General features: G+C 42.9%; 9 protein-coding genes, 1 tRNA gene and 2 pseudogenes. 8 read left to right on the forward strand and 4 right to left on the reverse strand.

All coding sequences use genetic code 11. The annotated features are described in order from the left end of the window. Positions 1-14: 14 nt before the first annotated feature. The 8 genes and pseudogenes from HMPREF9969_RS13180 to HMPREF9969_RS05205 all read left to right on the forward strand — a co-directional run. Positions 15-1,808 (forward strand): annotated as a pseudogene (locus tag HMPREF9969_RS13180) (RHS repeat domain-containing protein); the annotation flags it as partial. Then, a complete protein-coding gene (locus HMPREF9969_RS05170) occupies positions 1,765-2,274 on the forward strand; it encodes a hypothetical protein (protein WP_036895138.1) in 510 nt (169 codons plus the stop codon). The pseudogene HMPREF9969_RS13180 and the gene HMPREF9969_RS05170, both read left to right, overlap by 44 nt. Before the next feature lie 16 nt (positions 2,275-2,290). Further along, positions 2,291-3,052, forward strand: a pseudogene (locus HMPREF9969_RS05175) (RHS repeat-associated core domain-containing protein); the annotation flags it as partial. A gap of 684 nt (positions 3,053-3,736) precedes the next feature. Continuing rightward, a complete protein-coding gene (locus HMPREF9969_RS05185) occupies positions 3,737-4,984 on the forward strand; it encodes a sigma-54 interaction domain-containing protein (protein WP_009434832.1) in 1,248 nt (415 codons plus the stop codon). Between the two features lie 55 nt (positions 4,985-5,039). After that, a complete protein-coding gene (locus HMPREF9969_RS05190) occupies positions 5,040-5,549 on the forward strand; it encodes an LptE family protein (protein WP_009434796.1) in 510 nt (169 codons plus the stop codon). A 50-nt stretch (positions 5,550-5,599) separates the two neighbouring features. Further along, entirely contained in the window at positions 5,600-6,373 is a 774-nt protein-coding gene (locus tag HMPREF9969_RS05195) for a hypothetical protein (protein WP_009434864.1), read from the forward strand. 9 nt (positions 6,374-6,382) lie between these two features. Next, positions 6,383-6,766 (forward strand): preprotein translocase subunit SecG, encoded by a 384-nt coding sequence (secG, locus tag HMPREF9969_RS05200; RefSeq protein WP_009434893.1) that lies wholly within the window; start codon positions 6,383-6,385, stop codon positions 6,764-6,766. Between the two features lie 88 nt (positions 6,767-6,854). Further along, positions 6,855-6,930, forward strand: a tRNA-His gene (locus HMPREF9969_RS05205). 739 nt (positions 6,931-7,669) lie between these two features. Here the strand turns inward: HMPREF9969_RS05205 and HMPREF9969_RS05210 are convergent. From HMPREF9969_RS05210 to HMPREF9969_RS05225, 4 genes are all read right to left on the reverse strand, one after another. Beyond that, positions 7,670-9,220 (reverse strand): RagB/SusD family nutrient uptake outer membrane protein, encoded by a 1,551-nt coding sequence (locus tag HMPREF9969_RS05210; protein WP_009434850.1) that lies wholly within the window; start codon positions 9,218-9,220, stop codon positions 7,670-7,672. A 12-nt stretch (positions 9,221-9,232) separates the two neighbouring features. Next, positions 9,233-12,307: a SusC/RagA family TonB-linked outer membrane protein gene (locus HMPREF9969_RS05215; protein ID WP_009434798.1), complete on the reverse strand. Its 3,075-nt coding sequence runs from the start codon at positions 12,305-12,307 to the stop codon at positions 9,233-9,235. Positions 12,308-12,803: 496 nt separating this feature from the next. Continuing rightward, complete coding sequence (gene glmM, locus HMPREF9969_RS05220; RefSeq protein WP_009434820.1) at positions 12,804-14,195, reverse strand: phosphoglucosamine mutase; 1,392 nt, start codon at positions 14,193-14,195, stop codon at positions 12,804-12,806. Positions 14,196-14,255: 60 nt separating this feature from the next. Then, positions 14,256-14,894, reverse strand: a complete 639-nt coding sequence (locus HMPREF9969_RS05225) for a DUF4827 domain-containing protein (protein WP_009434835.1) — start codon at positions 14,892-14,894, stop codon at positions 14,256-14,258. Between the last annotated feature and the right edge of the window lie 77 nt (positions 14,895-14,971).

The following is a 14,971-nucleotide window of genomic DNA, read 5'->3' on the forward strand; positions in this document are numbered from 1 at the left end:
AGCCGCTGACGTAGATCCAGAAGGTAGACTCTACGAACACAGCCAAGAGTTATAACTTCGCTTATAAATACGAGGACAGTAACCATCCGACGGCTCCAACGCAGATTGGTCACGACCATTACACGTATGATGCCAACGGTAATCCAACACTGGTAACGAACGACTCTACGAATACTACCCGTGAGATGTACTGGGATGAGGACAATCGACTGATGGTACTCTCTGATAATGGCAAGACGAGTCGTTATACTTACAACGCTGCTGGCGAACGCATCATGAAGAGTTACGGTACGATGGAAGGTGTGTATATCAATGGTGCACCACAGGGTATCACATTCCACGAGACAGACAACTTCACGCTTTATCCTGCAAGTATCCTCTCTGTAAACAAGAATCGCTTTACGAAACATTACTTTATCGGTGATAAGCGCATAGCTTCAAGGATAGGAACGGGTCTGTTCAATAATGTCTATGGACGCAACGGTTCATACGTAACGGCTGGTCAGCAGGACTATGCAGAACGTATGAATCAGATTCAGACACAGAAAGAGGCGTATTATAAGAAGGTGGGTGTAGCCCCTGGTGTACCAACAGAGAAGGGTGCGTATAGTGATCCGGAGAACACGGGTGTAGGTTATAATGCCGTTCTCACAGAACTCGGTAACCACGATGTGCCCCAGGGTTGGGTACAGACTCCACGCCCCAACACCACACCGAATACCAATCCTGGTCCACCTATAAGCTGGAATGATCCGAGCAACCCTGATGATCCACAGGCTGGTTATGGATATATTCCAAACGACACTACGAAAGAGGAAACCTTCTTCTTCCATTCAGACCATCTTGGCTCAACTTCTTATATTACCGATGACAAGGGTAACATCACCCAATATGATGCCTACCTACCATACGGTGAACTGTTAGTTGACGAGCATAGTAGCAGTGAAGAGCTGCCATATAAGTTCAACGGCAAGCAGTTCGATGAGGAAACAGGCTTGTACTATTACGGTGCAAGGTACATGAATCCTATGGCAAGTATTTGGTATGGGGTGGATCCGCTAGCAGAGAAATATGTCGCCACAGGTGGATATGTATATACCTTGGATAATCCTGTGAGATTAATAGATCCGAATGGTAATTGGTCCTGGCCATGGGAACGAGGATCACTCATTGAATACCGTGGTAATGGGGTGTTTGGAATAAGAATAGAAAATTTTAGCAAAACTATGCAATCCAATTTCAAAAGAGCTAATAATAATCCTGCTAATTGGAGACCAGGAGAACTTGGTATAAACACAGAAATCGGAAAAATTTCTGTTGACAATTATGCACATAAAAGTTTCACCATAGGGCGTAAACCAGCTGGTATAGACCCAAAAGATGGGAATGTAAGAATCAGGAGGCCAATTGCGAAATCTACTGGCCAAGAAGATAGAAGATTCCATAGTTTTGACCCTATGCCTGTAAGAGGATCAGCTAAGGCTGTTGGAGCGATTGCCATACTAGACTTTGCAAATTATGCGGTAGATACATATATGACACTTTCGACCTTTTGGGATAGTAATGCATTTGACGATCAAATGGCCTCTTTCAGAAAAGCAATAAGAGCGGTAAATAGCCAAATGAATTCAATTCCCGATAATTACAGAAAGGACACTAATAAGATGGGCGCAATTCTAAATTATGTTTTTCAAGGAGAAAATACAACAAAAGATAAAAACATCGAGAAAATAGGACAAAATATTTTATCAAAATCTGGGAGATATGATAGGACAAATAAGACTTACAAGCCTTTTATTAAAAGGTAAAAAGCGTGCTTTCTTAACAGTGATTGTTATAATAGCAATCTTTTGTATTTTTACTATGATCAAAAAGCATACTCCTCTATATGATAATTTGCAAGGTGTATGTAATATAGATTTTAGCAAATCGTATTTCTATCGTCAAACGGATTTTCGTCCTTTAGAAAACAATATTTTCATTACTAAACAAAAGATTAGTCTTCCTGTTATAGTAACAGCCAATGATGATGTAAAAGGAAATTATAAAGAATTAGATAGACTAGAAAAAGAGGCTAAAGGAATCTGGAAAATAATTAGTGTTAATCCAGATTCCATTCAGATAGAAGTATCTAAAAGTATTCTAAATGGTAAATATTCAGTGATTTTTAAAAAGAATCAAAAAGAAAATGAAAGATTAAACTATTATATAATTTTAAAAAATGATTCTACATATATGGTTTGTACTAAAGAAATTTTGAACTTTAAAAAGTAAAGTGATTAAAGATATACCTATCCGAGTGGTGAATGACTCGACGAATGAGACGAGAGAACTGTACTGGGACGAGGAGAACCGCCTGATGGTGCTGTCGGACAATGGCAAGACAAGCCGTTACACTTACAACGCCGCCGGTGAACGCATCATGAAGAGTTACGGTACGATGGAAGGTGTGTATATCAATGGTGCACCGCAGGGTATTACATTCCATGAGACGGACAACTTCACGCTCTACCCTGCTTCGATAATCAGCATCAACAAGAACCGCTTCACAAAACATTACTTCCTTGGTGACAAACGAGTTGCTTCAAGAATAGGAACAGGTCTGTTCAATAATGTCTATGGACGTAACGGCTCATACGTAACGGCTGGTCAGCAGGATTATGCTGAACGCATGAATCAGATACAGACACAGAAAGAGGCGTATTATAAGAAGGTGGGTGTAGCCCCTGGTGTTCCAACAGAGAAGGGTGCGTATGGTGATCCGGAGAACACGGGTGTTGGTTATAATGCCGTTCTCACAGAACTTGGCAACCACGATGTGCCACAGGGTTGGATTCAGACTCCACACCCAAACACAACACCAGGTACCAACCCCGGTGCCCCTGTCTCATGGAATGACCCGAGTAACCCTGATGACCCACAGGCTGGTTATGGTTATATTCCAAACGACACTACAAAAGAAGAAACCTTCTTCTATCATAGTGACCACCTCGGCTCAACGTCTTACATCACTGATGACCATGCCAACGTAACAGATAATGATGAGTTTATTAAGTAAAATTGATTGATAAAAGATGAGAAGAATCATTATATCTTTTTTTGTTATTTTGCTAATAGATTTCTTTATGATAATCTTATTCATTGCTTTACACATGACCGATGAACCCTTACCTATGGTAGCAAATCTTCAGTTTGGAATATTGAAATACATCTGTGGATTCCCTTTAGTTATCATCAATACAGACTATCCTTTCTTTCTATCAGAATCCACTTTTCCAAAGCAAATAATTCCTATGGTGATAATGAATATAGTTCTGCAAGTACTATTGCTTGAAATATATTTTAGAATTAAAAAATGAAAGTATCAAAATTTATCATCCATTAAGCCTTATCTGCGTTTCCTGCATATTAAATAAAGATAGGTTCAAGCCCTAAAGCTTTTATGGGATATGCAGAGCTTGCGGTTTCGCTTGTTTGATAAACTTGAATACCCCTCAGTGAGGCATTCAAATTTATGCTTATTGACATGCTCCTTTACTACCCGTTTGTTATTTGATTTGGCAAAGACGGTACTCTAACTTAGAATACCGTAGTAATGCAACTATCTATCAGGCGTTCATCCTTATATTGAGTGCCTCATACAAGTTAGTAAAGCCTAAAAGCCAGCTGAAAGGAGTTGTTAAAGTCTGCCAATATTGCAGCTTATTCAAATTAAATAGGTAATTTTGTCAGTCGAATGAATACAAGAGAATTACAACAAACCAAGCAGAGATATAACATCGTAGGTAACAGCGATGGGCTGAATCACGCCTTAGACGTAGCACTTCAAGTTGCGCCTACGGATTTGTCTGTATTAATTATCGGTGAGAGTGGTGTCGGTAAGGAGATTATCCCACGCGTAATTCACGATAACTCACCACGCAGAAGGGAGAAATACTTCGCAATTAACTGTGGTTCTATCCCTGAAGGAACTATCGATAGCGAACTCTTTGGTCACGAGAAAGGCTCTTTTACGGGTGCTATCGGTGAGAGTGAGGGATATTTCGGTATAGCTAATAAGGGTACGATCTTCCTCGATGAGGTGGGCGAATTGCCTATCGCAACACAAGCACGACTGCTGCGTGTGCTGGAGACGGGAGAATATATACGTGTGGGCGGACAGGAGATTCGTAAGACAGACGTGCGCATTGTTGCCGCAACGAATGTCAATATGCGTAAGGCGATCAGCGAAGGTAAGTTCAGAGAGGACTTGTTTTACCGCTTAAATACGATTCCTATTCAGATGCCACCACTTAGAGAGCGTGGGGAAGATATTATCTTGCTCTTCCGTCTGTTCGCTATGCAAATGGCGGAGAAGTATCGTATTCCGAAGATTACTCTAACTGAGGAAGCACGCCAAATAATGCTGCAATACAAGTGGCCGGGTAATGTTCGACAGTTGAAGAATATTACGGAACAGATGTCTGTGCTGAGCGAGAAGCGGGAGATTGACGCAGAGACCTTACTCCACTTCATTCCCCGCGATCAGGATAGTACGCAGTTGGCAACGATTCCAAACAGCAATGGTTCGCCGAGTTATGAGAGCGAACGAGAGATATTGTATAAGATTCTATACGAGTTAAGGGGCAACGTGAGTGACTTGCGTCGTGACCTTAACAATGTTAGGAAGCAGTTAGAAGAGAGTAGACAACTCAATGGTGCAAGTGGCTTCCAACCAGCTCCTATAGCAACACCGAATCTACCTACTGCTCCTGACAAACAGCCTATTCAGACCCCGTTACAACAAGTTGAGGATGCGGTAGCGGAGGAAATCTCAGAGCCAGAGACGCTCAATCTTAACGATATTGGAAAGCAATTAGTGGAGAAAGCACTAGAGCGCAATCATGGGAATAGGAAGAAGGCAGCGCAAGAGCTCGGTATCAGTGACCGCACACTTTATCGCCGTATCAAACAGTATGGATTGGAGAAAGATTCTATAGAATAAGAACCTCACAGAGCGATTCTAACATAAGATGAATAATAGAAAGAGATTTAAGTCAATGCACCCAGCCAAATGGGGATTCGCTATTATTTGCATACTTTTATTGGCGGCATGCAGTGTTTCCTATAAGTTTAATGGTGCAAGTATCAATTATGACAAAGTGCACACGATACAGATAGCTGACTTCCCTATCAGATCTGCTTACGTATGGGGGCCAATGGGACCAATGTTCAACAATCAACTGAAGGATGTCTTTGCTAACCATACACGTTTGCAACAAGTAAAGCGGAATGGTGATATGAAGATAGAAGGCGAGATAACGCAGTACCAACAACGCAATAAGAGTGTGTCTAGCGAAGGTTACTCGGCTCAGACGGAACTTTCGATAACGGTGAATGTGCGCTTTACGAATAATACAAACCATAAGGAAGACTTCGAACGCCAGTTTACTGCTACGTCTAGTTACTCTACTACGCAAAATCTAAACTCCGTACAAGAGAAGTTGGTTACAGATATGATAAAGGATTTAACTGACCAGATTTTCAACGCAACAGTAGCTAACTGGTAATCCGAAAGAACGCTATTCACTAATAATCATCGTCTATCACACATCAACCAATGGATATTGCCAACCTCATTAAACATCCAGAGAAACTGAACAAGGAGACCTTATACAACCTTAGGAGTCTGCTTGCGCTATATCCTTACTATCAGCCAGCACGCATCCTTCTGTTGCAGAATCTCTTCTTAATGCATGACCCTACGTTTGATGATGAATTGCGGCGGGCAGCTGTCTATATCTCTGATTGTCGCATACTCTTTAACCTTGTTGAGGGTATCCACTATCAACTGGCAACGCAAGAGAAGCAGACAGAAACTAATCAGAAAACTATTTCTGACGACAAGCAACCTACACAACAAGCTGAAGAAGATCGTACTCGCTCGCTCATTGACTCCTTCCTTGATCAAATCCCAGAAGATAATAGCGAAGAGACGGCAACACCTCATCGAAAGCCAACACCTGCTGATGCTACTGTTGATTACGTAGCTTACTTACTTGAAAGCGAAAGTGAGCAGAAGCAAGATAGAACGCCGCAGCTGAAAGGACAAGAGCTAATTGATGACTTCATCAATAACGAGGGTGGTAAAATTACCCTACAAGAGGAAACAGAATACGAACCCGAGGATAACAACGATGATGAAGCAGCTGAAACAGAGGATACTGGTTACTTCACCGAGACTTTGGCACGTATATACATCAAACAGGGTAGATATTCCAAGGCACTGGAAATTATTAAGCGATTAAATTTGGTATATCCGAAAAAAAATCGTTACTTTGCAGATCAAATACGTTTCTTAGAGAAATTGATAATAAATAACAATATTAAATAAGACAAGAAAATGTACACGTTATTCGTAATCCTTATTGTGATTGCTGCTCTCTTGATGATAGGAGTTGTCTTGATTCAAGAGTCAAAGGGAGGTGGTTTATCGTCTAACTTCTCTTCATCTAATGCCATCATGGGAGTTCGCAAGACTACTGATTTCGTAGAGAAAGCTACATGGGGTTTGGCAATTGCAATGGTCGTTATCAGTATTGCAAGCGCATATGTTGCTCCAACAGCAAACACAGATGAGAGCGTTATAGAGAAGGCTGCAACGGGCAATAACGCAACAAATCCTAACAACTTACCTAACTTTGGCGCAAGTCAGCAAAAGCAAGCTACCCCAGCACAAGGTGCGCAGGGCAATGCTCCACAGGCTCCAGCTGCACCTGCTAAGTAAGGAATTATATTAAAAAAGTACGGGAAATATTTGGTCAGTTCAAATAAAAGCCGTACTTTTGCACACGCTAAAGAGAAATAGCCAACACGGTGGATGTAGTTCAGTTGGTTAGAGCGTCAGATTGTGGTTCTGAATGTCGTGGGTTCGAGTCCCACCCTCCACCCTTAAAAACGGAAGACTTTATATAAGGTCTTCCGTTTTTCGTTATAGTCTATTGAATAAGGAGAGCTAGAAAAGCGAATAGGAAGAACTAGGATGACTGATAACGAAGCCTAGAAGAACTAATAAGAAGAGCTAGGACAACCAATAACAGAGCCTAGAAGAACTTAATAGGAAGAGATAGGACGACTAATAACGAGAGACAGAAAAACAAATAAGAAGAACTAGGACGACTGATAACGGAAGCTAGGGCTGACTAATAAGGAGAATCGGAAGAATGAATGAGGGGTTGCAGATAATGCGCAGATAAGACTACTATAAAGGCTTAATCCCCATCCGAATAGCTCTATAAGACGTGAAGAGCAATGTGACAATAGTATTTACGGCACTAATATAAGCCATGAAAAGGACTTACTCTTAGCAATAATCATCAGCTAACAGCCTCTACCCTCTTTCCACGGAATAAGTGAGATTCCACCTTGAGAATAAGTGAGAATTATCTTGAAACTAATAAGTTCAAATGCAGACTCATAAGACCCATGTTTTTTAATACATACGTGTCAGCGTGATGACACATACGATTCAGCTCAATAACACGTACGTGTCAGTGGCGTTAACACATATGTGTCAGAACGCTTACTCGTATGTACCGATTTTAGTAGATCATAAACAGCTATAATGCGAGAAAGCCGTGTTACGATTCATTACTCGTAGCACGGCTTTCTCTATGAGGTTTCAGGGGGCTTAATCCCAATTAGGATTCTGCTTTAGAACACCCTTTGAAAGATCGACTTCAGTCAATGGGATAGCCCACAGATAATCGCGATTAGGATTGAACTTACGCTGTTCTACAAGGAACTTCGTGCCGTCAGGGCGCATACCATAAACGGGTTTCTTCACGTCAGCCTCTGTCGTCTTATAGCTACGGGTATCGAACAAGTGTATGCCTTCAAAGGCGAACTCTAGGCGACGCTCAAGCCTAATTGCCGCACGCATCTCATCCTTTGTCATACCAGAAGCTAATGCTGGGAGATTCACGCTAGGGCGTTGACGAATAGCATTCACCGCATCATAGACCTGGTTATCAGGTGAGGCAAGCTGCTCGTTACGCGCCTCTGCATAAGTGAGTAGCACCTCTGCATAGCGGATATAAATGAAGTTTGTCCAGTCGTAATTATTGATACCATCGTTCTCTGGATTCATATATTTACGCATACAATAGCCCGTGCGTGTGTGGTTGCCATCACCAATACTATTCGTCGTGTACTCATGTCCTGCAATCATCGAACCATTCCATAGGATAGAGGCTGCTAAGCGGGGATCTCTGTGCTCAAACGGATGATTAGGGTCATAGAGTGGCGAATCTTGGATGGACTTTCCATCAGTGCAAGGATAGGCATCCACTAAGTCTTGCGTTGGCGACAAGGCTTCCCAACCACCCATTACAATAGGTGCAAAGAACAGTCCTATCATGCTTCCCTCGCTGGAGTTCTTAGGATTCGACAGGTATTCGCGGTCGAATATAATCTCGTTACAGTCCTCAGCAACAGGCTGGAAGAGGTTGGCATAATTGTTATATAAGCCATATACCCCCATGTCCATCACCTTTTTAGCGGCTTGCTCAGCCACGTCATACTTATGGGCATAGAGCGCCAATCGTGCTTTGAGTGCATAGCAAGCACCCGCACTAGGTTTGCCGTGATCGTTACTCTGACGGATATCAGGCAATGCTGGTGCAGCCTTGTCAAGTAGACTTACAATGTAATTATAAGTCGCTTCCTCCGTAGCACGCTCTGGCATTGGTTCTCTCAATGCAAGCGGGTGATCAAGGATAGGCACCCCTCCCATAAACTTCATCAATGTTGAATAGAAGAAGGCTTCTAGGAACTGCACTTCCCCCGTAAGTCTTGCCTTATCAGCAGCCGCCATGGGCACATTATCTATATGTTGATAGAACACCAGACAACGTCGGATACCCTCATAGGCAGCATCCCAAACCTGTTGGAAATGCCTATTCGTCGACACCGCCGTACCAGCTGACAGCGATCCTTGCTCTGCTCCCACGTGCACAGGGACGGCATTATCAGTGTAACAATCCGTCATAATGGTGTGGTTCTCGGGGGCTACCAGATATAGATTTATACCAGTCACGTATTTCTCTGCCTCCGCTGGAGTCTTCCAGAAAGATACGTCAGAATACTCATCTTTAGGGTCACGCTGCAAGAAACTATCATTACAAGAAGTAAGGAAAGTTAGTGCAAACAAGCAAGCAGCAATACTATATTTTGTTCTCATGATTATAATCTTTTAGAATGTTATGTTAAGCCCTATAGTATAATTACGCGTCAATGGGTAGTAGCTACCAGAAACTAATTCTGGGTCTACACTATCGAAGCTAGAGATGGTAAAGAGGTTATCTATGCTACCATAAATACGCATCCTACTAACTCCATACTTGCTCATTAGCTTTGCAGGGAGCGTATATCCGAGTTGGATATTGCGCATCTTCAAGTAAGAAGCATCCTGTACCCAGAAGCTCGAGATGAGCCTGTTCTTCTTGTCAGTCATAGATAGTCGTGGCATCGAAGCATTTGGGTTATCCTCTGTCCAACTATCGAGGTACTTGTTTGTCACCTTACCACCATTATAGAAGGCATAGCGTATCTCGGGCACTGGTAAGCCTTTCACGTCGGCCGCACCTTGTAGCACTGCACTGAGATCGAAGCCCTTATACTGCAAGTTGATATTAATGCCATAGTTGATCTTAGGGAAGTATGAACCTAGAATCTTACGATCGTTGCTGTCCACCTTATCGTCATCATTGAGATTACGATACTTCAAGTCACCTGGTACGGGATCGCCCATCGACTGCCTAACATGATTGGTTATCTCCTGTTGTGAACGGAATATTCCATCGCACACATAGCCATAGTATGCCCAAAGTGGGTCGCCTACTGACTGCCCAGGGACATCGCCTCCACTGAGGTCGACTATCTTATTATGCACATAACTGAAGTTTCCTGTTATAGAATAGACGAAGTCGCCGACATGATTGTTGTAACTCGTTTGAAGTTCGAAACCTGTGTTACGCACCTTACCAGCATTCTGCATAGGAGGGTCAACACCCAAGATACCAGGAACAGGGAGCTGCAAAAGAATATCGCGAGTATCCTTACGGAACACATCTAACGTGAAGTTCAAGCGGTTACTGAAGAGAGTAGCATCAATACCGAAGTTCCATTGCGCCGTCTTCTCCCATGTGATATTAGGGTTTGCCATACGTGATGAGATGGAGATACCCGACTGCAACTGGTCGTTGTAACTGTAATCGTAACCGTAACTGTAAGTGTTCTGGTAAGGATAATAGTTGACGGAACCATCAGAGTTAACGGTCTCTTGATTGCCAAGCAATCCCCATGACAGGCGCAACTTCAGGTTGTTAAGCCACGAGTGAGTAGACTGCATGAAGGCTTCTTCAGATACTCTCCAACCTAAAGAGAAGGACGGGAATGCACCGAATCGCTTATTCTTTGGGAAGCGTGAAGTACCATCATAACGCAAGTTAGCCTCGAAGAGATACTTATCAGCATATACATAATTCAAGCGGCCAAAGGCTGAACGCAATGCATACTCTACCTCATTGCCATCTGTACTCTGCCCTTTTACTTCACCAGCACTCAACTGACTGAGGCTATTGGGTAAGTTCTTTCGCATTGCATAGAGGTAACGTGTTTGCTGATAGATCTGAGATAAGCCCAGTAAACCACTAATACTATGTTTCCCGAAGGTCTTGTTATAATCGAGATAAGCCTGTAGGTTCGTCTCAAAATACTTGATATCGTACTCTGAGATATAGCTTTGTGTGGTCTTCACCAACGATTCGCCACCCGCATTGATACCATAGAATGGCATTGACATACTATGTACAGGATTGTCAGAAAGGCTGAATGAAGAAGCGGCAATACCACGGAATTTCAAGCCATCAACTATGTCTACCGTCAATCCAAGATTACCTTGAACACTCGTCACAACGTTTGTGCTCGTTCCACCCATTCGAGCGGAAGCAACCGAGTTATGCTCGTTTTTGAAGAGAGGATAGTGCCCATTTGCATATTGGATGGCTGTTGTAGGCGCCTCTCTAAAGGCATAATGCATCAAGTTGCTCACCCCTTCTGCAGGAGATGTTTGCTTACTACGATAGAGCGAGAGATTCGTTGACAACTTAACACGCTTATTTATTTGTGCATCAAGGTTGGTTAAGATATTAAACTTCTTGTAGTTTGTGTTATAAATCAAGCCGTCCTTATCAAAATAGTTCATCGCTAAAGAGTAGACAACGCGGTCTCCTCCGCCCTTTATACCCACGTGATGGTTATGGAAGAAGCCCTTTTCACTTAGCAAAGCACCCAACCAATCAGAGTTTGGATAGCGGTCGGGGTCGCTACCATCTTTGAACTTCTGTAGGTCAGAATCACTATAAGGTGCGGCTTGCCCATCGTTCTTGTAGGCAAGATTCATCAGTTTCGCATAGTCATAAGAACCAACATATTTGGGCATACGAGTGGCTTGTTGCCAACCAACATAGCCATCATAAGTGACGGTTGTACGCCCCTTCTGTCCGTGTTTCGTTGTAATGAGAACAACACCATTAGCTGCTCGAACGCCATAGATGGCAGAGGCTGCAGCATCTTTCAATACCGATATATTCTCTATATCGTTAGGGTTTACAGCACTCAAACTGGACTCTACTCCATCGACTATCACCATCGCACTGGAGTTGCCCATGGTGCCTAATCCACGCACACGAAGGATTCCTTGGTCGGCACCTGGCATACTGGAGTTCTGAATAATAGTAACGCCAGGCATGAGACCTGTCAACATGTTCGACACGTCACTACCCGTGCGATTTACCAACTTATCGGCTGATACGGTAGCAATAGAGCCCGTCAAGTTCACCTTCTTTTGGGTTCCATAGCCAACAACTACCACATCATCTAGCACTTTATTATCAGCTTCTAGCGTGATGGAATAGTCTGCTTTGCCCGCTTTCACTACGAAGGTCTTAGACTGGAAACCCACATAACTCACGACTAACTCGGTTCCGTCCGTCGCATCTATCGTGAACTTACCATCCACATCGGTGACAGCTCCACTGCGTTCGCCCTTCTTCACGACGTAAGCTCCTATAATGGCATCACCATTATTGTCCATCACCATACCATGAATTACATTGCTCTTCTGCTGCACTACCATGACAGCATTATCCGCTGGAGATGCTAGGCTAATCATTGGGAGCATGCAACACGATGTAGCAAATAGACTCGCCATGAATAGTCTCTCGCCCTTCCTTGCAGACTTGAGTTCTTCCTTTGTTTTTCTCATAAGATCATATTGTTAGATTAGTATATTGCTTTTATGATTTAGGATCGCGTAGGTATCACGCGTCAAATATAGGTAATTCTTAGATATTAAGCAACTAATTGAGACATTTTCTGATAACTTTTTTATACGACATGGTTATTTTTAGGAATAGTCATGGGCTATATCTCTACAAGAGACTATCCAAAATTAGTAGGACAAATGCCTTCGGCTGTACAACTTAGCACCATCCCTTTCAATGAAGAGGGCTAATGAATGGAAAGAAAGAGAGCGTCTCCTCATGACCAAGAGAGCCTCTCGTCATCATAAGGAAACGCCTTCTAACCGTCGAAGAAACGCCCTCTTCCTTTCAAAGGAATATCTCCTCTATATACAAACAACGCTATCTACTTCCCTCTCGGAATGGAGAGAGGTTGGGAGCTAGCCTTTTATAAAAAAGAAAAGGACGCCTTAGAATAGTTCTAAAGCATCCTTTCTCTTATATAATATAAGGTGAGTACTACTGCATATCGTAAACTACTTGCATGAGCTTCTTGCCTAATGCATCTGCAGCCTCCATCGTGTTAGCCTCGCTGTAGACGCGAATAATAGGCTCAGTGTTTGACTTGCGGAGATGAACCCATGCATCTGGGAAGTCGAGCTTCACGCCATCAATGTCCGTAACATGCACGTCTTTCTCTTGTCCGTACAACTCCTTTACACGAACAAGGATTGCGTCTACATCCGTCTCTGGTGTAAGGTCGATACGATTCTTTGCTATGAAATACTCTGGGAAAGTCTTGCGTAACTCGCTTGCCTTCATTCCCTTTTGTGCCAATGAGCTAAGGAATAGAGCTATACCAACGAGTGCATCACGTCCATAATGGCTCTCTGGGTAAATAACTCCACCATTACCTTCACCACCGATAACGGCTCCCACCTCCTTCATCTTTGTGGTTACGTTGACCTCACCGACCGCTGATGCATAATACTTGCAGTCATGCTTCTCGGTAACATCACGTAGGGCACGCGTTGAAGAGAGGTTGCTAACGGTACTACCCTTCACGTGGTCGAGGATATAGTCAGCCACAGTGACGAGTGTGTACTCCTCTCCATACATCTTACCATCCTCTTGGATGAATGCTAAGCGATCCACATCAGGGTCAACAACGATACCAAGATCATAGCCACCTTTGGCTACCTCATCCATAATACCCGTCAAGTTCTTCTCAATAGGCTCTGGGTTATGAGCGAAGTCACCTGTTGGTTCACCATTAAGGAACTTATATTCAACGCCTAGACGGTCTAGCAACTTAGGGAGAATAACGCCACCAACAGAATTGATAGAGTCTACAACCACACGGAACTTACGCTTCTTAACTGCCTCAAGATCGAGCAATTCAAGCTTCATAACCGCATCTATGTGACGTTCATCAAATGAGTTATCATCCGTATAGCTCCCTACTCCATCTACATCAGCATATTCGAAGTCTTCACGTGCAGCTATATCGAGTACCTCTGCACCATCAGCAGCAGTCAAGAACTCACCTTCCTCGTTAAGAAGTTTCAGTGCATTCCAATGACGAGGGTTGTGAGAAGCGGTGATAATAATACCTCCATCAGCACCACTCATACGCACTGCAAGCTCTGTGGTAGGCGTTGTAGCAAGCCCAATGTTGATTACATCTGCTCCAATACCCATCAATGTGCCACATACCACATTCTTAACCATAGGTCCAGAGATACGAGCATCACGCCCAACAACTATCTTTAGCTTCTTTCCTGGGTGCTTACGAGCAATGAAAGTAGCGTAGGCTGATGTGAACTTAACAATATCCAGCGGGTTTAAAGTATCCCCCGCACGACCTCCGATAGTACCACGGATGCCGGAAATAGATTTTATAAGAGTCATGCTTGAATATCTTTATGAGGGCAGTCGGCTACCCTCTATTATATATCAATGTGCTGGATGTTAGAAACCGCGCTGATAAGTTATATCATAGAAACATGGATAAACATTGCTAGAAGCATCTATCTGCCCTTGTTGTGATGGGACAATTAACTTCACATGAGCTAGTGTTGATGTTGCCGAAGTGATACGTCCTATCTTAATATAAGGTAATGGTACGAGCCAACCAGCAGGTACAGATGCCGTCTTATAAACATCATACATCACACTAGAAGATGGATCAAACGAAGCCGTATAAGTACCACTTGTGTTTGTCACAGACATCTTATCTACCTTACCTCCAAAGTATAATACATTGTTCGTAAGCTGTAAGGTGTCTTTTAAGAGATTGTCTTCACGGAAGCGACAAAGCACAGTAGCGGTTTCACCTTGCTGAATAGCCCTACCTGTCCCCTTATCTACTATCTGCATATACACGCCTGTGTTCTTAAATAGCACATACTGGTTCTTGGTGACATCAGTCGTGAAGCCCTGTTTCTCAAACATCTCTTCCGTAATGACATTAATGCTATGCTTGATGATATAGTCGTTCATCGCTTTCTTCTCTCTATCGAGTTGATTGGCATAAGTCTCGCTCTTACTACATGAACCAAAAGCGAGTATTACCGCCAACATCGCTATGAGAAATGATATCTTCTTCATCCTTCTTATTTCGTTTCTATCGTTTAAATATACCTTGCAAAGGTAAGAAAAGTATTTTAGATAGGGCTTATCCTATA

Origin of the sequence: Prevotella sp. oral taxon 306 str. F0472, from assembly GCF_000257925.1 — a bacterium.
Taxonomy (GTDB): Bacteria; Bacteroidota; Bacteroidia; order Bacteroidales; family Bacteroidaceae; genus Prevotella; species Prevotella vespertina.